Genomic DNA, 23,010 nt, shown 5'->3' on the forward strand with positions numbered 1-23,010 from the left:
TATTTCCGGGTTTTTACATTATTTAAGGCTTAAAAGACTTTGCTCAATCATCGCGATCTTCGCCAAAGCATCAGTTTCTTTCTTCCTTTCCATTTCAATAACCTTTTCCGGTGCACCGCTCACGAATTTTTCATTGGAGAGCTTTGCCTGCACCGATTTTAGGAAGCCTTTGTTGTATTCGAGTTCTTCGGTGAGTTTTTTGATCTCTGCTTCAACATCAATATTTCCGGTAATCGGTACAAAATATTCATTCGATTTTACGCGGAAAGACAGTGCGCCATCTACTTTCTCAGAAACATATTCGAACGAATCGATGTTGCCGAGTTTGGAAACTACGGCGTCAAAATAGGTTGAAGCCTGTTCGTTATTTACAGCCTTTAGTGCAATCACATCTTTGAACGGGATATTTTTTTCTTTCCTGATCGTTCTTATTCCTGAAATTACGTCTATCGTATGGTTGAAATCGGTAATTAATTTTGAATCAAAAGGCTTTGCTTCCGGCCAGGCCGAAATGATCAAAGCTTCGTCTTTACTGCGTTCTGCGATCAGCTGCCAGATTTCCTCTGTCAAAAACGGCATGAATGGATGCAACAGTTTCATGTTGTTTTCCATCATCTCGATCGCTTTTGCAAAAGTTGCGCTGTCGATGGGCTGCTGGTATGCCGGCTTGATCATTTCAAGGAACCAGGAACAGAAATCGTCCCAAACCAATTTGTAAATCGCCATCAATGCATCCGAAATGCGGTATTTTTCGAAATGGTCTTCGATTTCAGCCAATGTCTGCTGCAGTTTTGCCTCATACCATTCGATGGCTGTTTTTGAAGATTCCGGCTGCGGAATCTCAGCCACTTCCCACCCTTTGATGAGTCGGAATGCATTCCAGATCTTATGCGTAAACGCTTTTCCCTGATTGCACAGTTCCTCGTCAAAAAGGATGTCATTTCCGGCAGACGCGCTCAGCAACAATCCCACACGTACGCCGTCAGCTCCGAATTTATCAATCAGATCCAATGGATCAGGCGAATTCCCTAATGACTTCGACATTTTACGTCTCTGGCTGTCACGTACGAGCCCGGTCAGGTAGACATTTGTAAACGGCTTTTCACCGGTATATTCGTAGCCGGCGATGATCATCCTGGCAACCCAGAAGAATAAAATGTCCGGGCCGGTAACCAGGTCATTTGTAGGATAATAATATTTGAAATCCGGGTTTTCCGGATCCAGGACACCGCCGAAAACCGCCATCGGCCACAGCCACGATGAAAACCAGGTATCTAATGCATCCACATCCTGTGTTAGATCACCTGCCTGCAGATTTGGATTTTGCGTTTTAGTTTTTGCGAGTTCCAGCGCGTCCGAAGCTGTTTCCGCTACGACGAACTCTTCTTTGCCCGGACCGTAATAATAAGCGGGGATTTGCTGCCCCCACCACAACTGACGCGAAATATTCCAGTCGCGGATATTCTCGAGCCAATGCCTGTAAGTGCTTTCAAATTTCTTTGGATATAATTTGATTTCGTTGTCTTCCAGTACCGATTTGATCGCAGGTTTTACCAAATCTTCCATTTTCAGGAACCATTGATCAGACAGCCGCGGTTCAATCACCGCCTTGGTCCGTTCCGAAGTACCTACTTTATTGATGTGGTTTTCGGTTTTAGCCAGATCGCCATTTTCCTCAAGTTCTTTTGCGATTTCGGTGCGGACAGCGAAACGGTCTTTCCCTTCGTAGTGGAGTCCGTACGCGTTCAGCGTGGCGTCTTCATTGAAAATATCGATGATGTCGAGGTGGTGTTTCTCACCCAACGTCTTGTCATTGACGTCATGGGCAGGCGTCACTTTAAGGCAGCCGGTCCCGAATTCCATATCGACATAATCGTCTTCAATGATGGGAACCACGCGTCCGCAGATGGGAACGATGGCCTTTTTGCCTTTCAAATGGGAAAAACGTTCATCGTTAGGATTGATGCACACGGCCGTATCACCGAAAATTGTTTCAGGGCGTGTCGTCGCCACAGTCAGGAAATCTTTCGTCCCTTCAATCTTATACTTAAGGAAATACAGTTTTCCCTGTTGTTCCTCATAAATCACTTCCTCGTCCGACAGCGTCGTTTTGGCCTCGGGATCCCAGTTGACCATGCGGTAACCCCGGTAAATAAGGCCCTTGTTGTACAGATCAACAAAAGAGCGGATAACCGATGCAGACATGTCAGGATCCATCGTGAATTTTGTGCGCTCCCAGTCGCAGGAGGCGCCAAGTTTCTTCAACTGCTCGAGGATCACGCCCCCGTATTTGTCTGTCCATTCCCAGGCATGCGCAAGGAATTCCTCACGCGACAAATCGTTTTTGCTGATGCCGTCCGCCTTGAGTTTGGCAACAACCTTGGCCTCAGTCGCAATCGAAGCATGATCCGTTCCCGGAACCCAGCAGGCATTGAAACCCTTGAGTCGTGCGCGGCGGATCAATACGTCCTGGATCGTATTGTTGAGCATATGGCCCATATGCAGCACGCCGGTGACGTTTGGCGGCGGGATTACGATGGTGTAGGGCGTACGGTGGTCCGGCTCTGAATGGAAATAGTTGTTTTTCATCCAGTAAGCGTACCATTTGTCTTCAATGGCTTTGGCGTCGAATTGCGATGGGATTGTCATAGTGTGGGTTTGCCATTTTGGCATTAAATTCGGTTCATTGTTGCTGTGTGCAAAATATCCGCTGGTTCTGAGCGTTTTAGCCCTGATGGCAGCGGCATCCTTTTGCCTGCTTCTTTAGCAGGGAAAAGATACAGCGGACAGCAGGATGGGCTCCTGAAAAAACAAATCTCAGGTACGGTTTTTGCAATAGTGTGCAAAAATAAATAAATCGTGTGGGATAAAAAATTAAGAGTTAATTATTTGCGCATTAGTCAAAAGAATTTAAATTTACGAACCCAAATGAAAAAGTACAAAATGAAAAGAACATTATTTTTAGCGGTTTTTATGGTGTTTTCGATTGTTGGATTTTCCCAGTCCGGCCCTAAAATCGAGTTCATGGCGAAAGACAATACGATTGATTACGGAACGGTCTCAAAAGAATCCGATAACGGTATCCGGAGTTTCGAGTTTAAGAATACCGGCGATGCACCGTTGAAGATCATCAATGTGCAGTCGACCTGCGGCTGTACGGTACCTTCAAAACCCACGGAAGACATCATGCCGGGCAAAACCGGAAAAATCGACGTAAAATACAATATGAATCCGGGTGCGATCCGTAAGACCATTACGGTCGAGTCGAATGCGGTGAATGTCGAGGGCGGCAAGATTGCACTCAAGATTAAAGGAGAGGTGATCGCTAAGAAAGAAGTGAACCTTATGGAGAAAAAGAAATCGATTATCGAAAAATAATTGACGCTTTGATAAAAAAAATAACCGCCTGAACAGGGCGGTTTTTTTATTTGTTAAATACAGAGCGACATAGTGATATCAAAAGTTATCCGAGTCGTCTAATTGGAAAGGATTAAAATCTCAACGCGGCGGTTATCGTCTTCCTCCTGGCTGTTTTTTTCAGGGATAGGGTGCATTGGCCGCGTGATGCCATACCCCTTGAATGTGAGTCGGTCGCGGCTGATTTTATTGCGCACCAGGTACGTATGCACCGCCTTGGCACGCTTCGTCGAAATATCGTTTACGTCGCCCTGCGTCTGGCAGCAGATGTGGCCCTGGATTTCGATCTTCAGGTTCGGGTTGTCTTCCATGATGCAAAGCAGTTCGGCGAGCACGGGCTTTGATTTGGGAACGACGGCATCAGAGTTGTTGAAGAAATTGATGTTCTCTAATTTTATCAGGTCGCCGGGCTTTGCCGTCTTAACCTGTTCGGTAAGCGTCTGGTATTGCGTTTTCGGTTGGATGGCTTCGGGTTTTGGCTTTAGGGGTTCGTATACGATAAGCACCTTCCGGTTTTCCGACTGTATCTTTGACTGCGTGAAATCCTCGCCGAAGCCCTTGGTTTCATAACCGGCCGCCACCGCAATACGGTTGCTGATCAGGTAATTGTAAATCTGGTTCACCCTCCTGAGCGACAATGTATCGTTATAGCCATTAGTACCTTTCCAGTCGCAATAGCCGTAAATTCCGGTCACCTCGATGTTCTTGTTTTCCGACAGCCAGCGGTCCAGTTTTTCTTTTGCCCCGGGGTTGATGTCGTATTTGTTGAAATCAAAAAATACTTCGAGCCGGCCCTGGGCGTTGGCGTCAGGCAGGGCGAAGCAGCACAACAACAAAAGGAACAGTCTTATTTTCATCAGTTTGCAATGATTTCGATTTCTACACGGCGGTTTGCGGCACGCTCGGCCTCATTTTTTTCGGGAATCGGGAACAACGGCTGGGTTACCCCGAGGCCTTTGTACGACAGCCGGTCTTTGGGGATTCCGTATGCGGTCAGGAAACTGTATACGGCTTTGGCGCGCTGTGTCGACAAATCCTGCTTGTCTGAGGGCATGCAGCACAAATGCCCGAGGATGCGGATGTTCAGGTCGGGATTGCTTTGCAATACCAGCAGGAGTTCATACATTTTTGGGACAGATTCCGGGACAACAATGAAAGTATTGATGCGGAAATTCAGGTTTTCAATCTGCAGTTTATCGCCGGCTTTGGCCAGGTTTACTTTCTGCATAAAAAGCGTATCGAGCTGTACCGATGTCTTGGTGCCGTTGGGGTTGTCGATGGCAATGTTGGTCGGGAACCGGATGGGTTGGCGGACCTTAGGTTTTGGCACTTCCGATTTAGGTACAATGCCCAAGATCTCGTTTTCGCGATGGAGGTCCTTTGCCAGAAGATAGTAAATGGTGACTTTACGGTTTTCGGCTTTTATCCTGGAAGACTGAAATGTCTCGCCGAAGCTCCTGGTCTTAAAATCGTCGCGGATGTTGATGTTGCCTTTTAGGAGGCTGACAATAAAATCAACCCTTTTTTTTGCGAGCGTGTCATTGAATCCGGTGGTGCCGTCTTCATCGGTGTAGCCGTTCACGGCCACAATTTTCGACTCCTTGTTTGCTGCAATCCAATGATCAAGGCGGGCGCGCTCTTTTTGGGTCAAGGAAAACTGGTTGCTGTCAAAATATACAGCGAAGGATTCCTGAGAAAGGCAGGGAACGAAGCGCAGCAGCAATATGGTTAGCAGGATGATTCTCATGTCAGGGTTGTATACACGAATTTACAGTTTTTTGGTTGTTTCGCGAAGAATAAAACGCCAATCTGCAATCAATTCATATATTTGATGCCTAAAATCAAACGTATGAGAAAAAATTTACTAATCATTTTACTGTTTTGTGGAGGCCTTTGCAACGCGCAGTCGGTCATACAAAGCATCAATTCCGGAAGCGTCATTTCAGCGACAGCGACTGTCGGGGTTGGGGAAATTGTCGTTATCCCGCAGAATCAGAACCAATCGGCCACCGGACTTATCGGTGTATTGGCGCAGGTAAACCAGCAATTTTTGGAAGTCCCGTCTTTGGAATTGTCCGATAAGATCACAGTGTACCCGAATCCTACGGTTGCCAAAGTGTATTTTGAATCAACGCAGAGCCTGACCAAAGAAAGCGTCTCCGTTTTCAATGATGCAGGGCAGCTTGTGATTCAAAAGGAAATTACCCCGGACAATGCCGTGGATTTGTCAGATTTGGCACAGGGCATTTATCTTATCCAACTTTCAAACGAGAAAACAAAAACATTTAAAATCATCAAACACTAATGAGAAAATTATTACTTCTATCCGCTTTATTGATATCAGCGATTACTTTTGCGCAGGTGCCACAAGGTATTTCCTACCAGGCCATCGCATTGAATCCATCAGGAAATCCCGTTGTGAGTTCTAATGTGGGCATCCGCCTTTCAGTTCTGGATGTTTCCGCTACAGGAACCGCTTTGTATACTGAAACGCAGACAAAAACCACCAACGCACAAGGCCTTTTCAATCTTGTCATCGGGCAGGGGACGCCGGTTTCGGGAACTTTTGCAGGAATCAATTGGAAAACGAATTCAAAGTTCCTGAAGGTGGAGATGGATGTTGCCGGGGGAACGAATTATGTTATGGTTGGTACGACGCAGTTGCTTTCTGTGCCTTATGCTTTGGCTGCAAAATCTTTGGTTTTAGCTCCGGGGGAAGGCATTACGCTGACATCGCCTAATGGCACGCCTTATCAGTTATCGGTAAATGATGCAGGTGTGTTGTCATTGCCAACTACGGCAAACGCAAGCAATTATCCTGCTGATTTGTATGTTTATGGTACTTTTAATGGCTTTAACACTGCCACTGCACAGCTGCTGAATTATAATGACAGCTACTTTACCGGATTCAAATACCTGACCGGAGGCAGCCAGATTAAATTCACTTCTGGTACATCACCGAACTCAGCCGTATATGGAAATTCGGGCGGCATGCTGGTCCTGAACGGAAGTGCGTTTACTGCGCCTTCATCAGGATTATACTGGATCAGTATCAGTGCCTACGACATGGATAACGGGATGTACCTGGATGTAACGCAATTCGTGCCTAAAGTACGCATTGCCACGACTTTTACCGATTACAATATGACGTACAATGTCGCAACCAATACAGCCAGTGCTACTGTAACCGGTATTGTAAGCAGCGACAAATTCTATTTCATGTTGCCGAATCCAAATTCAGGGATTACCAACTATGGTGATTATCTTGCAGATGGCATTGCAGAAATGGGCGGTACGGAAATCTCGTTTCCGGGAGCATCGCCGTCGACACCAAAAAATTATAAGATTGATTTTGTCTTGAACGTCAACGGAACAGGGGCTTATACTGTAACCCAGGTACCCTAAGGGACATCCCCAAAGTAAAAAGCCGGCTCAAATGAGCCGGCTTTTTTTATGAAATGCTTCAATTACCTGGTAAAAAGCAACTCCCTGTACTTTGTCAGCGTCCAACTCTCATCATCAACAAGCAATTCCAGCTTGTCGCAATGCTCACGGATTACTTCAAAATACGGTTTTACATTGTCGCAGTATTGTTCCGCCATTTGCTGCGCATCGGTTAGGGCATTGGCCGTTTTACGCGCTTCGGTCATTTCCTCGACCTGCGTATTGATGCCTTCGATGTGCTCTGAAATCTCCTTGATCAGCGAAATCTGCTCCTTGCCGTACTTCTGGAAGTCATTCCCGAAAATCTCCTTAAGTCCGCAGACGTTTTCTATCAGTGTATTCTGGTAACGGATCGCTGTCGGGATCACATGGTTTTTCGCGATATCACCCAATACACGCCCTTCGATCTGGATTTTTTTAGTGTATTCCTCAAGTTCTATTTCGTAACGCGCTTCGACCTCTACGTGGTTCATGATGTGCAGCTCTTCAAAAAGCTCAAGCGCGTCTTTGGAGATTTTTGCCTTCAACGCGAGCGGCGTTGTCTTGAAATTGCTGAGTTTGCGTTTTTCAGCTTCCTTCTCCCAGGCATCGCTGTAACCGTCTCCTTCAAAAAGAATGTCCTTTGATGTCTTGATGTATTCGCGCAGGACATTGAAAATGGCTTCATCTTTCTTAAGCCCTTTTCCGTCAATAAGCGCGTCGACTTCCTTCTTGAAATCCTTCAATTGCTTGGCTACGATGGCATTGAGCGTAGTCATTGCGTTGGCACAATTTGCCGAGGAGCCTACTGCACGGAACTCGAATTTATTTCCGGTGAACGCAAATGGCGAAGTCCTGTTCCTGTCGGTATTGTCCAGAAGCACATCAGGGATCTTGCCGACAACATTCAGCTTCAGGTCGGTTTTTTCCTCAGGCGATAATTTCCCGGAAGAGACACCTTCAAGTTCCGCAAGCACCTTGGTGAGTTGTTCCCCGATAAATACTGAGATGATGGCCGGCGGCGCCTCGTTGGCACCCAGCCTGTGGTCGTTACTTGCCGTGGCGATGGAAGCCCTGAGCAGCGACTCATAATTATTTACCGCCTTAATCGTATTGATGAAAAACGACAGGAATTGTAAGTTGCTCATCGGGGTTTTACCCGGACTCAGCAGGTTTACCCCGGTATCGGTCGCGAGTGACCAGTTGTTGTGCTTCCCTGAACCGTTAACGCCTTTAAATGGCTTTTCATGGAACAGTACCTTGAAGTCATGGCGTTCGCCCACCTTCTGCATGACGTCCATCAACAGCGAGTTGTGGTCTACCGCGAGGTTGGTCTCTTCAAAAATCGGGGCGAGTTCGAATTGGTTCGGTGCCACTTCATTGTGGCGCGTTTTCACAGGAATGCCGAGATACATACACTCCTGTTCGAGTTCGCGCATATAATTCAAAGCCCTTGAAGGGATTGATCCGAAATAATGGTCGTCTAATTGCTGACCTTTTGCAGAAGTATGGCCCAAAAGCGTCCTTCCGGTCATTAATATATCCGGTCTTGTATTCGCTAAAGCCGTATCTACAAGGAAATATTCCTGCTCCCAGCCTAAAGTCGCTGTGACTTTCTTTACATTCTTGTCAAAATAGCGGCACACGTCCGTCGCTGCTTCATCTACTGCATTCAATGCCCTCAATAATGGGGTTTTGTAATCCAGGGCTTCTCCGGTATAAGATATAAAAACCGTGGGAATGCATAATGTCGTACCGAAGATGAATGCCGGCGACGTAGGATCCCAGGCGGTATAACCACGGGCTTCAAATGTGTTGCGGATGCCGCCATTCGGGAAACTAGACGCGTCCGGCTCCTGTTGTACCAACTGCCCGCCGCCGAATTTCTCGAGCGGATCGCTGCCGTCGTACGATGTTTCAAAAAATGCGTCATGCTTTTCAGCAGTCGCGCCTGTCAAAGGCTGGAACCAATGGGTGTAATGTGTGACGCCTTTTGCAAGCGCCCATTCCTTCATCCCGATGGCAATATAATCAGCCAACTTCCTGTCAATCTTTGTTCCATGCTGGACGGCATCTTTTACGCCTTTATAAGCATCCTGGGTCAGGAATTGTCGCATCGCCTTGTCGTTGAATACATTGGTAGCGAAAATTTCTGATTTACGGCCTGCCTCTTCAAATTTAACCGGCTTCCTTGTCGATGCTTCTTTTAAAGCCTGAAAACGTAATGTTGACATAAAAATTGATTTTTAAAGTTTATACCCTGTTAATTTAAATGCAAATATATGGTTTTTTGTTTTTAAAAATAAAACACCCCTAAAAAAATAGGGGTAGATTGTAAAATGAGTTTATCTGAATTTGGGTGAGTAAATAATGGGTTCAAACATTCACAGGCAGGGAATCAAAAAGCAATGGGAATTTCACTAAGTTTATATTCCAAAACCGGACACCATGACCAAAACCCTGCCACACTCCCTTTTCACTGATTTTGATATCGACCTGTTCCGTGCAGGGAAGCACTTCCGGCTGTACGACAAGCTCGGCGCCCACAGTGTCGAAGTAGACGGGGTCAAAGGGGTCTACTTTGCTGTATGGGCCCCCGCAGCACGTTCGGTGTGTGTTATAGGGGATTTTAATGACTGGCGACAAGGCGTTAACGAACTCCTCGTACGCTGGGACGGCTCAGGGATTTGGGAGGGATTTATCCCCGATGCCGAAAAAGGGATGCGCTACAAGTACAGGATCCATTCCTTTAACAACGATATCATTACCGAGAAAGCCGACCCGTTTGCATTGTACTGCGAGCATCCGCCCCAGACCGCTTCCGTAATCTGGGACCTCGATTACAAATGGAAGGACAAATCGTGGATGGATACCCGAAAGGACAAAAACGGACTGGATAAACCATATTCCGTCTATGAAGTACACCTCGGTTCGTGGCGCCTTAATGCGGAAGGCAAATTCCTGACCTATCTCGAACTCGCAGACCAGCTTGTCGCTTACGTAAAAGAAACAGGATTTACCCATGTCGAATTGCTGCCGGTCATGGAGTACCCTTACGACCCCTCATGGGGTTACCAGCTCGTCGGGTATTTCGCACCCACATCGCGTTTCGGCAAACCGCAGGATTTTATGTTCCTCGTCGATAAGCTGCACGAGGCAGGTATCGGGGTCATCCTCGATTGGGTGCCGTCACATTTCCCTGACGATGCGCATGGCCTGGGTTACTTTGACGGTTCGCACCTGTACGAACACCCCGACCGCCGTAAAGGCTACCATCCTGACTGGAAGAGCCTGGTGTTCAACTACGGCCGCAATGAGGTGCGCTCATTCCTCATCAGCAATGCTTTGTTCTGGCTGCAGCATTACCATATTGACGGACTGCGTGTCGATGCGGTCGCTTCGATGCTGCACCTCGACTATTCGCGAAATGAAGGAGAATGGGAACCCAATATTTACGGTGGCCGGGAGAATCTCGATACGATCAGTTTCCTGAAGGATTTCAATGAAGCGGTGTACTCGAATTTCGAAGGCGTACAGACCATCGCCGAGGAAAGCACCTCGTTCCCGATGGTGTCGCGACCCGTATTCAGCGGCGGACTCGGTTTTGGGATGAAATGGATGATGGGCTGGATGCACGATACGCTTAAGTATTTCAAGCGCGAGACCATCTACCGCAAATACCACCAAAATGACCTTACGTTTTCAATGACCTATGCCTTCTCGGAAAATTTTATGCTCCCGCTATCGCACGATGAAGTAGTGCACGGCAAGAGCTCGATTTTGGGTCGCATGCCGGGCGATGAATGGCAGGCCTTCGCCAATTTAAGGTTGTTGTACAGTTATATGTTTACGCATCCCGGGGGCAAATTGCTGTTTATGGGATCCGAATTCGGACAGTGGGCCGAATGGAAATTCGACGGCAGCCTGGACTGGCATTTGCTTGAATTCAGCTTTCACGAAGGGGCAAGGAAAACCATTACCGATCTGAACGCCTTATACCGGAACAACCCGGCGTTGTACGAAAACCAATTCAGCCCGGAAGGCTTTGAGTGGATCAGCCATGACGATCATCAGAATGCCGTCATTTCATTCGTCCGTAAAGGCAGGAATCCAAAGCAGGATCTTGTGGTGGTCTGCAATTTCACTCCCGTTGTGCGAACCCCTTACCGCATCGGACTGCCACGGAAAGGCAGGCTTACCGAAATCTTTAACTCGGACAGCGCAATCTACGGAGGCTCAGGTGTCGGCAATCCGAAAAGTCCCAAAACGGAAAAAAAGGAATGGAATGGCAGGGCATTTTCGAGCGAAATAACCTTGCCGCCTCTAGGGGTCGTCGTCTTTAAATTAAGCTGAAAAATCTGGTGGTCCATGAACGCCGTTGGGGTCAACTGCTACGCATTAATGACCGCTTGCACTTCGGATCATTCCCCAGACAACCAGCCCGAAAATCAGAACGGTGGCCAGTTTTAAGCACCGGATAAACCGCGTCGCCATCGTGTACTGCCGCAAGGCATTGTCGGGCGTGATCGTCACCAGGTGGTTAAAGCGGTGCGGGAACCGGTTCAACAAGGTCAGTCCCACGGCCACAACGGTCGTCACCACCGGCAACGCAAACAGGTTTTCCTTTGCACCGAAGCCGTCCGCTTTTCCTGAAAGATCGAAGTGGATGGGAATGATACCGGGGAGTTTTGGGTAATTTACGAATACTAAAATCCAGATATTGATAATGGAAAGCCAGCATATTAATTCGATGAATTTGTCGGTAGGGGAGAGCGTTAGTGTTATCCTGGGTTCTGGTTTCATTTGATAACGATAAAAATAATTTAAGAGATCGAATTCGAATGATTTAAGTTGAGATATTCGCTGTTCTTGTTGATCTTGAGGTAATTGAATGGGGTTTAGATTGCCCGTTAACAAGATAAAAAATATTATTTTACTAAAAGAGCAGTTCCGGCTTGCGAAACTGCTCTTTTTTGATTGTACCTGACTGAAGTTTATTCTACAGCAATCCGATGACGCTCTGTTTTTCCGTCAAAGTTTATCACAAGGATATAAATACCTTTTAAAAGACCCTTTACAGAAAAAGTTGCTTTACCATCTGTGATTTGCACTTTTGATTTGGAAATGCCCCACATATCAAACAGTTCGCCGCTTATTTGTTTTGCTTCTAACGGGAAATTCTCCCTATCTCTCAAATCGACATTAACTTTGTCCCTCGATGGGTTAGGATATATTGTAAAAACAGGATTTGTTGTATTGGCCTGTCTGTTCAGGTTGCATCCAGCTCCGATCCCTGATTCGCATAGTGTAGGCCTGCGGATTGTAAATACAAGGTCTTTAAAGAAGCTTCCGCAGCTATTGATGGCAGTCACTTTGATGACCCTTGTCTCGCCTTCAGCAAGTCCAAGCTCCGATGCAGTCAGTGTGACATTGCCGCCGGTGGCATTTTTATAAGTGGTCACTCCGTTATTAATGATTTTATAGCTGCTAACGCCGGCTTCCGGGTAGAAAGAACTGAATACCCAGTAAGGAGCGCCTGAAGTGGCTCCAGCAGGAAGGTTGTTTTGGTCATAAGGATTTCCGGAAGGTGTGTTCAAAACTGTCGTAAACGGTTTTCCTATATAAAATGTTTTGGTTTTAGTAGCGGTTTGGCCACAGGTATTGGTAATCAAAGCAGTTAATGTTTGGTTTCCGCTACCGGTAAAATTTACTGTTGTCTGGGAATTGGTTGAACCGCTGAGCGAGGCAATAGATGTATTTGACAGACTCCATGTAACTGTTTGGTCACTGCCTACACCGGTGATATTAAATACGTTCGATGCCGCACAGGTATTCGTTGGGCTCGAAAGTATGGCATTGCTGACAAAAGTCGTCGCATTGGTATTAATTACAAACGTCTTTACGGCTGTTTGCCCGCAGGTATTGGTGATGGTAGCTTTCAGGGTTTGCGGGCCGGTACCTGTAAACGTGACATTTACCTGGCTATTGGTTGGATTGCTTGTAAAGGCCGTAGTGTTGTTTGTTAAGCTCCATGCTACCGACTCGTTCGGATATATTACTCCAATCGTATACGTTGATGTGCCTGCACAAATGTTCGTTGCTCCAGAAATTGTTGCCGAACTGCTGTATGCCGACCGGGAAGTATTGGCTACAAGGGTTTGAGATGATGTGCTGTTCACTTTTGGTGTCACAGTGACGCTAGAAGGAAGTGAAGTTCCCGAAATCGGAGTCAGTGTTACAGAACTCATAGTATTGCTTACCGTAGGGGGATTCCAACCACTGTAATTCCACTGATACGTAACCGTGGCACCAGCAGGAACGTTCGCTGGGGTCACAGTAAAAGTCCGGGCGTTACTATCGCCACACGGCATGCTAACGGTGGTCGGCGAGAGTGAAAAGGTTGTTTTGGTGATGTTATAACTACACGAAGAGTACTCCACATTATCGAATGTTGTAAACACCGCAAACAAAGTACAGCCGGAGGCATTGTAGTCAGAGGCATTAAGTGTGACATCTGCGCCGGAAGGATAGGTTGTGTCAAAATTTGCGTCCTGTAAAACTTCATTTTTATGGATCAGCCTGTTTCCGTATGCATTAAGAGAATACACATACAAATGACTTAAGCCAACAACCTGGTTGTGGGGTTTGGTGAGGTTGATTCCGAATTGTACCCTTACGGTTGGACTTGTGCCGAACTCAATGGTTCCGCAATTGCTAATGGGTGTGCCATTAATGTATGTCATATTGGTAATTGACACAGTAACCTGTGCATGGACATTCGCCACAAGCATTAGGAAAACAAATAGTTTTAAAATTCTTTTCATGATATTCTGGTTAAATTGATTTGTGGCTTAAAGCCGGTTGATTTGAAGCAGGTTAAATACACTAAACTGACTAAGTTTCGGAATCGAAAATTGATAACGATTCCGATTACAAACAGGAGGGGCATTAGCCTGTCCATGAGCTTTTTCGTGAGCATCCATGATATATTTTTGATTATTAGTTCTCTCAAAGCTACTCAATTTTAATCCAAATGATTCATTTTCCCAGAAAAAATATTCTAATATTGTAGGGATTTAGCGAAAATCAGCCTTAATTAAATCATAATATTTGAATTTGACGTCTGCCGTTGAAAAAATAGGAAAAAAACTTCTTCTTCCTGTTAGATTATAAACCGCAAGCATCCGCCCGCAATCGTTATCGTTGAAAACTCCACCAACTTACCAACAACAACTTGGCAGTAACTTTGTACATTTGGCTTTTTACAACCCGTACAAGCATGATCACAAACACCGAACTGGAATATAAAGGCGACCTGTTCCCTTCAGCCGTCACGGAAATAAGGCAGGACGCTGATTCGGTCTTTTTCCACACCGATAATAATGTCATCCTCAAGATTACCATACTGCGCGACAGCCTGATACGGTTCAGATATACGACAAAAGGATACTTCAGCAACGATTTTTCGTACGCCATCGACAAGTCACAATCACACGGTTACAACGCGCTGGAACTCATCGAACACGACACTTTTTACCAGATCAGCACCAGCAAGCTCATTTGCCGCGTGGATAAATCGGACCTCAGGATTCTACTCACAGACCTGGAAAATAATGTCATCCTCGAGGACGAGCTCGGTTTTCACTGGGAAGAAAGTTACCAGTTTGGCGGAAATATCGTCAAGATGAGTAAAGTGTCCCACGAAGGGGAAAGTTATTACGGCCTGGGCGACAAGGCCTCACACGCCAACCTCAAAGGCAAGCGGGTTGAGAACTGGGCAATGGACCAATATGCGTTCCACAAAGACCAGGAGCCGTTGTATAAGGTCGTCCCGTTTTATATCGGACTGCACAACCGAAGGTCTTATGGGATTTTCTTTGACAATACCTTCAGGACCAACTTCGACTTCGCACAGGAACGCCGCAACGTGACAAGCTTTTGGGCAGAAGGCGGGGAGATGAATTATTACTTTATTTACGGACCGCAAATGGCTGATGTCGTCACGACTTACACCCATCTGACCGGTAAGCCGGAAATGCCGCCTATGTGGACATTGGGTTACCACCAATGCAAATGGAGCTACTACCCGGAAAGCAAAGTGCGCGAGATCACCTCGAAGTTCCGCGAACTCCAAATCCCCTGCGATGCCATCTACCTGGACATCGATTATATGGACGGCTTCCGCTGCTTCACCTGGAACAAGGAGTATTTTCCGGATCCCAGGAAAATGGTGGCAGAATTGGCCGAAGACGGTTTCAAGACCGTGGTCATCATCGATCCCGGCATCAAGATAGACAAGGATTACTGGGTGTATCAGGAGGCATTGGAAAAGGATTATTTCTGCAAAAGGGCCGACGGCCCGTACATGAAAGGCAAGGTGTGGCCCGGAGAATGTAATTTCCCTGATTTTACCAATCCTGAAGTGCGCGAATGGTGGGCGGGACTCTTCCGGGAGCTCATTGCCGATATCGGGGTCAAGGGGGTGTGGAACGACATGAACGAACCCGCCGTGATGGAGGTTCCCGGTAAGACGTTCCCTATGGACGTACGCCATGATTATGACGGCAATCCCTGCAGCCACCGCAAGGCGCACAACATTTACGGTACCCAGATGGCGCGCGCCACCTACGAAGGCGTTAAGCGTTTTGCTTACCCGAAAAGGCCTTTCATCATCACACGTTCAGCCTATTCCGGCGCCCAGCGGTACACTTCGTCCTGGACAGGCGATAATGTCGCGAGTTGGGAGCACCTTTGGATTGCCAACATTCAAATGCAGCGCATGTCGATCTCCGGCATGGGCTTTACCGGTTCCGATATCGGTGGTTTCGCCGAGCAGCCTTCGGGCGAATTGTATGCGCGTTGGATCCAGCTGGGCGTGTTCCACCCGTTTTGCCGTACTCATTCGTCAGGCGACCACGGCGACCAGGAACCGTGGTCGTTTGATACTGAAATCGTCGACATCACGCGTAAATTCGTCAACCTGCGTTACCAGCTGCTGCCGTACCTGTACACTATGTTCTATGAATACGTCAATGATGGCGTTCCGATGCTGAAGCCATTGGTGTACTTCGATCAGGATGACCCGCAGACGCATTACCGCACTGACGAATTCCTGTTCGGGAACCATATACTCGTATGCCCCATACTCGAACCCAACGCCCAGGGCCGCCGGATGTACCTTCCCGCAGGCAACTGGTACAATTATTGGACCGGCGAAAAGGTTTCAGGCAGAAAAGAGCTTTGGGTAAAAGCCGACTACGACCAGATTCCGATTTTTATAAAGGAGGGCGCGGTCATTCCGAAGTATCCCGTGCAACAGTATGTGGGCCAACTTAAATTCGATGAAGTCACTTTGGAAGTATATTACAAACTGGGCAAGGAAAAATCATTCCTTTATGAAGACGCCCAGGACGGCTACGATTACAACAAAGGCCGTTACAGCCTGTCGACCTTCACGTTCAATGGCAAGGAAAACCAGCTGATCATCCAACAGCATAAGGAGGGGAAGTTTGAAGTGCCGTACGGTAAATTTAAGGTCAACCTGCACGGACTCCCATTTAAGGTCAAGACGATCTACATCGATAATGAGCGCGCTGATGCAGAGGCGACCCGGTTTGATGGCACGACATTGTTTATTGATAAAGATTTTACAGAATTACATATTACGGGCGCGTAATTAAAATCGTACTTTTGGAGTGTTTTAAAACCATAACCATGAGAAAATACGTAATAATATCCGCTTTTGCGATGGCGCTGGGAATTTCCTGTGCCACCAATCCTTTTACAGGAAAAAAGACACTGAACTTTGTCTCAAATGACCAGATTTTTCCGATGGCGTTTGCGCAATACAAACAATTCCTGACCGAAAATAAAGTGGTTTCAGGCAGTGGCGCTGCGCAACAGGTGCAGACCGTCGGTAATAAAATCCGGATTGCCGCTGAAAAATACCTGAATTCCCTCGGACAGAAAGAATACCTGAACGGCTACGCCTGGGAATACAAGCTCGTCGAGAATAAGGAAGTGAACGCCTGGTGCATGCCGGGTGGTAAAATCGTAGTGTACTCCGGAATTCTGCCTGTCACTAAAGATGAAGCCGGACTTGCAACAGTACTGGGGCACGAAGTGTCGCACGCTTTGGCCAATCACGGGGCACAGCGTATGAGCGCCGATCAGCTTCAGCAGCTTGTCGGCATAGGGGTAGGCGCTGCTGTATCCGGTCAGTCACAGGAAAAGCAGGCCATCTTTTCACAAGCCTATGGTTTAGGGTCTACGTTACTGGTTACCTTACCGTTCAGCCGCAGCAATGAATCTGAAGCCGATGAAATCGGGCTTACCCTGATGGCCATCGCCGGGTACAACCCTGATCAGGCCATTACGTTCTGGCAGAGGATGTCAGCACAGGGTGGAGGCGCACCGCCGGAATTCCTGAGTACACACCCGTCAGATGCTACAAGGATCAGGGACCTGAAGCGTTTGATTCCGCAAGCCAAGGCGACCGCGGCCAAATTCGGTGTCGTGTACAAATAAGCTGCGCCGTTTAAACTGAATACAAGTAAAGCCATTCCCCGGGATGGCTTTTTTGTTTTGGTACACCGAAGATGGCAGCCGGAAGGGTAGCGTGTTTCAGGGATTATCTTTCAGTCAAATTATTTGCCGATTGGCCGTATGACGAAAAAAATAAATACATTCGTGGAAAATCTCCGATATGGCCAATTTAGAAAAAGGCAGTAAGAAGCTGCTCAATGCATGGGCTTTCTACGACTGGGCAAATTCAGTGTACCCACTGACAATCTCTTCTGCAATATTCCCGATCTTTTATGAGAAACTGTTTACGGGCCGCGACCATTACATCCATGTTTTCGGCACCTCATTGAAAAATTCGGCTTTGATCAGTTTCGTCACTGCGGCTGCATTCCTTGCCGTGGCGTTTTTTTCACCTTTGTTGTCCGGCATAGCCGATTATGTGGGCAACAAGAAAAATTTCATGCGTTTCTTCTGCTACCTCGGCGCCTTGTCTTGTATGGGCCTGTATTGGTTCGACCTCGACAACATCTACGTAGGGTTGCTTTTTTACTTCCTGGGGCTGATCGGGTTCTGGGGCAGCCTGGTTTTTTACAATTCATATCTGCCGGATATCGCCTATCCGGAGCAGCAGGACAAGATCAGCGCAAAAGGGTACTCGCTGGGGTATTTGGGCAGCGTCATCCTGCTGGTCATCAACCTGGCCATGGTCATGAAGCCGGAGCTCTTCGGGATTACGGGCGCACCGCTCGAAGCAGCATTGAAGGCGATGAAGTATTCTTTCATCAGCGTTGGCGTATGGTGGATCGTCTTCAGCCAATATACCTACCATTACCTGCCTAAAGGCAACCGGAACGCTGGAAAAGTGACCCGGGCGGTGCTGTTCAACGGCTTCCGCGAACTCAGGAAAGTGTGGGGGTTGCTCAACCAGAATGTGCCACTGAAACGGTACCTGAGCAGTTTTTTTGTGTATAGCATGGCGGTACAGACGGTGATGCTCATCGCCACTTACTTCGGTTCCCAGGAAATCAAATGGGAAAATGCGGACCAAAGCACCATTGGTCTGATCATCTGTATCCTCGTCATTCAGCTTGTTGCCGTATTGGGCGCTGTCCTGACGTCAAGGGCGTCTGCGAGGTTTGGCAATATCCCGGTGCTGATGGCCATCAACGCATTCTGGCTGCTGCTGTGCATCGGGGCGTATTTTATTACCACACCAATGGCCTTTTACGGTATGGCCGGGCTGGTAGGTCTCGTTATGGGAGGCATACAGGCGCTGTCACGGTCAACCTATTCGAAACTGCTTCCGGAAACCACTGACACGGCATCATTTTTTAGTTTTTATGATGTTTCGGAAAAGATCGGTATCGTAATCGGGATGCTCGTCTATGGCATCATCGACCAGATTACGGGCAGCCCCAGGTTTGCGATCGTCTTCCTCGCGCTGTTTTTCCTTGTCGGGTTGCTGCTGCTTAGAAGAGTGCCCCGTAAAAAGTTGGCATAATCATAAAATAAATTATATTTGGGGCATCTTAAAAAGATTTGTATGAAAAATTTCAAAATATTATTTCGAGTTTTTGCTTTTCTGGTCTTATTGTCAATTACGGCCTGTACCGGAGACGTGGAACCTATTGATCCTTATGTGTTAAATCCGAATGTCACCGAATGTCCCGAACCGACAACCTTTACTTCCAGCGATTTCGTTGAAACCAAAGTTACTTTGACCTGGGTTTCCGAGGGTGATTTATGGGAAGTGGAGTATGGTCCGGCAGGTTTCGCACACGGTCAGGGAACTTCGGTAACTACTGCGGAACGCACCTTTGCGGTCGATGGTTTGGTTGCCACACAGGAGTACGATTTCTACGTACGCACCAGCTGCGGTGATGTATTCAGCGACTGGGTGGGCCCCATTGGCGTTAATGACACGGTTATCATCGATCCGAATCCCAACCCGAATCCGAATCCGCAGACCGGTACTTTCAAAGCCGACTTTGATGGCGGTACTTTCGTAGCGACAACCACTACTGCATTTATTACAGGTGATGGTATCGCGATTACGGGCCTGAAAGCCAACGGCGCCGGATTCGCCATCTTATTGGACGGACAGACTACCGGTACTTATACCGATAACGCGGGGATTTTTTACAACCAAAGCGCGAATGCTGAGTTCGGTTATTCCAATGCCAATGCGGATTTTGAAACCAACGGCGAGGTCGTGATTACCGAAATCAATACAACCAACCACACGATTTCCGGAACGTTCCATTTTACAGGAATCTGGTCCGAATTTGATGCCGTTCCTGCGGTGCCAAATAAGGAATTCACTAACGGAACCTTTACCGTCCCATACACCTCCACCAACCCGAATCCCGGTAGCGATACCTTTTTCGCTAAAGTAGACGGTACTGAATTTTCGGAAAGCCAGATTGACGTAGGATTCGTATCTGCTTCAGGCGTGCCGGATTATATCAGTATTGTGGGCACAAAGCCAAGCGGCGACAATTTAGGACTGCGTGTTAATGACGGGCTGGCGCCGGGGACTTATACGATTACCGGTCCGCTTACCGATGATGTCGTGGGCGCACACCTGCTGCAGGACGATGTGTTGTATCAGGCCACCTCAGGTACCGTTACAATTACGCAGATGACGGCTACCCATGTTACCGGGACATTTTCCGTGACGATGAAAAATTTCGAAGGCACGGTCACGCGTCAGGTTACTGAGGGCGCTTTCAGCGTGGATTACTAAATATTAGACTTAACTAAGAATATCAATCCCGGCTTTGTCCGGGATTTTTGTTTGGCATAATCATTGCCTGACAACGGTGCCGCAGTAAAAATTTTAACGCAATTTTATCTGGTGTTCAGAAGTATACAACATTTTTAAACAATAAATTTGCTGTTATCCGTGTTTCGGGTAATGACAAAATGACTTAAAACAAAATATGTCCAGCCAAAAAATTACCACACTTGACAACTTGTCACTTCAGGATTTAGACTCCGAAGCCGATCTTATACCCCTTTTAACGGCCGAAGATGAGGAAGAAATGGCCAATGAGCAGCTTCCGCTTTCATTACCGATACTCCCGTTACGCAACACGGTCCTGTTTCCCGGTGTTGTCATCCCCATCACAGCGGGCCGGGACAAATCGATCAAGCTGATTAACGATGCCAACAACAGCGATAAGATTATCGGGGTGGTGTCGCAAATCAATGAGGAAGTTGAAGATCCCACATCCGTAGACATTAATACCATTGGGACCGTGGCCAAAATCCTGCGGGTTTTGAAAATGCCCGACGGGAACATCACAGTCATCCTCCAGGGGAAAAAGCGTTTCGAGATCGAAAGGGTCACCACTGAAATACCCTATCTCAAAGCCGACATCAAGGAAGTGCCCGAAGAGCGCCCCAAAAATGGTGAAAAGGAATTTTCAGCGATCATTGACTCGCTCAAGGAACTCGCTACGCAGATCATTCAGGAAAGTCCGAATATCCCCACTGAAGCGACGTTTGCGATCAAGAATATTGAAAGCCAGTCATTCCTCGTCAATTTCGTGTCGTCCAACATGAACCTTTCGGTGAGGGAAAAGCAGGATTTGCTTGCGATGAACAACCTCAAGGACCGCGCTTTGGCCACATTAAAATTCATGAATATCGAGTTGCAGAAACTTGAACTCAAGAACGACATCCAGTCGAAAGTACGGTTCGACCTTGACCAGCAGCAACGCGAATATTTCCTGCATCAGCAGATGAAGACCATACAGGAAGAACTGGGTGGCGTCTCGCACGAGGAGGAAATTGATGACATGCGCCAAAAGGCGAAAGCCAAAAAATGGGATGAAAAGACGCAGAAGCATTTCGATAAGGAATTGTCGAAAATGCAGCGCATGAACCCGCAGGCGCCTGACTTTGGCATACAAAGAAATTATCTTGAACTGTTCCTCGAACTGCCGTGGAATGAATTCTCCAAAGACAACTTTGACCTGAAGCGCGCACAACAGGTGCTGGATCGGGATCATTTTGGGCTCGAGGATGTGAAGAAGCGGATGATCGAACACCTTGCGGTCCTGAAACTGCGCAACGACATGAAATCGCCGATCCTATGCCTTACCGGACCTCCCGGGGTAGGGAAAACCTCCATCGGGAAATCTGTAGCGGAGGCGCTCGGACGAGAATATGTGCGCATCTCGCTGGGCGGTTTGCGTGACGAGGCTGAAATCCGCGGGCACCGGAAAACCTATATCGGGGCTATGCCCGGACGCATCATCCAGAGCATTAAGAAAGCGGGTACGTCGAATCCTGTATTTGTCCTCGATGAGATCGACAAATTGTCGAACAGCAACCAGGGCGATCCGTCATCGGCGTTGCTTGAAGTGCTCGATCCGGAGCAAAATAGTGAGTTTTACGATAATTTCCTTGAAATGGGCTATGACCTTTCGAAAATCATGTTCATCGCGACGTCGAATAACCTGAGCGCCATACAGCCCGCGCTGCGCGACAGGATGGAAATCATCAAGATGTCAGGTTACACCATTGAGGAGAAGGTGGAAATTGCCAAAAATCATTTGTTCCCGAAACAGCTTGCAGCACATGGCCTAACGCCGAAGCAACTGACCATCGGGAAGAAGCAGCTTGAAAAAATCATTGAAGGCTACACCCGCGAATCAGGAGTGCGCAACCTCGAGAACAAGTTAGCGCAGGTGATACGCCATGCGGCGAAATCAGTTGCCATGGAAGAAGCGTACAACAGTAAGGTAAGCGATGCGGACATCGTGGAAATCCTGGGCGCTCCCAAACTGCACCGTGACAAATCGGAAAGCAATGAGGTGGCGGGCGTCGTCACCGGACTGGCGTGGACCAGCGTGGGCGGCGACATCCTGTTTATCGAGTCACTGATATCTAAGGGAAAAGGCACAATGAGCATGACCGGAAACCTGGGGAATGTCATGAAGGAGTCGGCGACCATTGCACTCGAATACATCAAGGCGAATGCGGAACAATTGGGCATTGACCAGGAAATTCTCTCAAAATACAATCTGCACATCCACATACCGGAGGGCGCCACGCCCAAAGACGGACCGAGCGCGGGCATTGCAATGCTGACTTCACTCGTATCGGTGCTGAAGCAGAAGAAAATACGTAAGAGCCTTGCAATGACCGGCGAGATTACGCTGCGCGGCAAGGTATTGCCGGTGGGTGGTATCAAGGAGAAAATCCTCGCTGCAAAACGCGCCAATATTAAGGAAATCATTATGTGCCTCGATAATAAGAGCGATGTCGAGGAAATCAACAAGACGTATATTGAGGGCCTGACATTTCATTATGTAAAGGAAATGAGCGAGGTGCTGAAAATTGCGATACTGGATGAAAAAGTAAAAAACGCGAAGACATTGTCATAAATGTGACGCCACTGCAATACAGGAGCCGGGACTTTTTCCCGGCTTTCTTTTTTAGCCGAGGCACGATGGCAGCCGGGAACCGCGTGAGGGACGGGAGCGGCAGCCTTTGCAGCGCAGCGGAAAAGCTACAGCGGACGGCCCGACCCCGTTGCCGTACCGTTTTCCGTCAGGACCCGATTGCCGCAACGGGGGCACGCCCAAAAAAGGCTTCCGTTTAAGATTACACCTGATTCCGCGCTGCTGATTCTTT

General features: G+C 47.6%; 15 protein-coding genes. 9 read left to right on the forward strand and 6 right to left on the reverse strand.

The features are described 5' to 3' along the window. Nucleotides 1-18 precede the first annotated feature (18 nt). A complete protein-coding gene (locus HYN48_RS09945; protein WP_108373534.1) occupies nt 19-2,649 on the reverse strand; it encodes a valine--tRNA ligase in 2,631 nt (876 codons plus the stop codon). A 294-nt stretch (nt 2,650-2,943) separates the two neighbouring features. On the opposite strand from HYN48_RS09945, the gene HYN48_RS09950 reads away from it, so the two are divergent. Then, the gene (locus HYN48_RS09950; protein WP_108373536.1) at nt 2,944-3,378 is read left to right on the forward strand and encodes a DUF1573 domain-containing protein; all 435 of its coding nucleotides are present in this window, start codon (nt 2,944-2,946) and stop codon (nt 3,376-3,378) included. A gap of 98 nt (nt 3,379-3,476) precedes the next feature. On the opposite strand, the gene HYN48_RS09955 is transcribed toward HYN48_RS09950, so the two are convergent. After that, entirely contained in the window at nt 3,477-4,274 is a 798-nt protein-coding gene (locus tag HYN48_RS09955; protein WP_108371242.1) for an OmpA family protein, read from the reverse strand. Further along, nucleotides 4,274-5,164, reverse strand: coding sequence for an OmpA family protein (locus HYN48_RS09960; protein ID WP_108371245.1), 891 nt, complete (start codon nt 5,162-5,164; stop codon nt 4,274-4,276). Before HYN48_RS09960 ends, HYN48_RS09955 begins: the two co-directional genes overlap by 1 nt. Nucleotides 5,165-5,266: 102 nt before the next feature. Between HYN48_RS09960 and HYN48_RS09965 the strand changes: the two genes are divergently transcribed. Both HYN48_RS09965 and HYN48_RS09970 read left to right on the forward strand, forming a co-directional pair. Beyond that, the gene (locus HYN48_RS09965; RefSeq protein ID WP_181248451.1) at nt 5,267-5,722 is read left to right on the forward strand and encodes a T9SS type A sorting domain-containing protein; all 456 of its coding nucleotides are present in this window, start codon (nt 5,267-5,269) and stop codon (nt 5,720-5,722) included. Beyond that, the gene (locus HYN48_RS09970) at nt 5,722-6,822 is read left to right on the forward strand and encodes a cadherin repeat domain-containing protein (protein ID WP_108371250.1); all 1,101 of its coding nucleotides are present in this window, start codon (nt 5,722-5,724) and stop codon (nt 6,820-6,822) included. Before HYN48_RS09965 ends, HYN48_RS09970 begins: the two co-directional genes overlap by 1 nt. Before the next feature lie 62 nt (nt 6,823-6,884). On the opposite strand, the gene HYN48_RS09975 is transcribed toward HYN48_RS09970, so the two are convergent. Then, the gene (locus tag HYN48_RS09975) at nt 6,885-9,074 is read right to left on the reverse strand and encodes a glutamine synthetase III family protein (RefSeq protein WP_108371253.1); all 2,190 of its coding nucleotides are present in this window, start codon (nt 9,072-9,074) and stop codon (nt 6,885-6,887) included. Nucleotides 9,075-9,288: 214 nt separating this feature from the next. Here HYN48_RS09975 and glgB point away from each other — a divergent pair, with 214 nt between their 5' ends. Next, on the forward strand, nt 9,289-11,193 hold the full coding sequence (gene glgB, locus HYN48_RS09980) for a 1,4-alpha-glucan branching protein GlgB (protein ID WP_108371255.1): 1,905 nt from the start codon (nt 9,289-9,291) through the stop codon (nt 11,191-11,193). Between the two features lie 45 nt (nt 11,194-11,238). Here glgB and HYN48_RS09985 read toward each other — a convergent pair whose 3' ends face one another. Then, complete coding sequence (locus HYN48_RS09985; protein ID WP_108371257.1) at nt 11,239-11,643, reverse strand: DUF1648 domain-containing protein; 405 nt, start codon at nt 11,641-11,643, stop codon at nt 11,239-11,241. 191 nt (nt 11,644-11,834) lie between these two features. After that, a complete protein-coding gene (locus tag HYN48_RS09990) occupies nt 11,835-13,664 on the reverse strand; it encodes a T9SS type A sorting domain-containing protein (RefSeq protein WP_108371259.1) in 1,830 nt (609 codons plus the stop codon). 455 nt (nt 13,665-14,119) lie between these two features. Between HYN48_RS09990 and HYN48_RS09995 the strand changes: the two genes are divergently transcribed. From HYN48_RS09995 to lon, 5 genes are all read left to right on the forward strand, one after another. Next, nucleotides 14,120-16,516 (forward strand): glycoside hydrolase family 31 protein, encoded by a 2,397-nt coding sequence (locus HYN48_RS09995; RefSeq protein ID WP_108371262.1) that lies wholly within the window; start codon nt 14,120-14,122, stop codon nt 16,514-16,516. 38 nt (nt 16,517-16,554) lie between these two features. Continuing rightward, nucleotides 16,555-17,367, forward strand: coding sequence for a M48 family metallopeptidase (locus HYN48_RS10000; protein WP_108371264.1), 813 nt, complete (start codon nt 16,555-16,557; stop codon nt 17,365-17,367). Between the two features lie 178 nt (nt 17,368-17,545). Next, nucleotides 17,546-18,865, forward strand: coding sequence for an MFS transporter (locus tag HYN48_RS10005; protein WP_108371267.1), 1,320 nt, complete (start codon nt 17,546-17,548; stop codon nt 18,863-18,865). Between the two features lie 42 nt (nt 18,866-18,907). Further along, nucleotides 18,908-20,110, forward strand: a complete 1,203-nt coding sequence (locus tag HYN48_RS10010; protein WP_108371269.1) for a DUF6252 domain-containing protein — start codon at nt 18,908-18,910, stop codon at nt 20,108-20,110. A gap of 196 nt (nt 20,111-20,306) precedes the next feature. Then, nucleotides 20,307-22,760 (forward strand): endopeptidase La, encoded by a 2,454-nt coding sequence (gene lon / locus HYN48_RS10015; protein WP_108371272.1) that lies wholly within the window; start codon nt 20,307-20,309, stop codon nt 22,758-22,760. Nucleotides 22,761-23,010 lie beyond the last annotated feature (250 nt).

Source organism: Flavobacterium magnum, from assembly GCF_003055625.1.
Taxonomy (GTDB): Bacteria; Bacteroidota; Bacteroidia; order Flavobacteriales; family Flavobacteriaceae; genus Flavobacterium; species Flavobacterium magnum.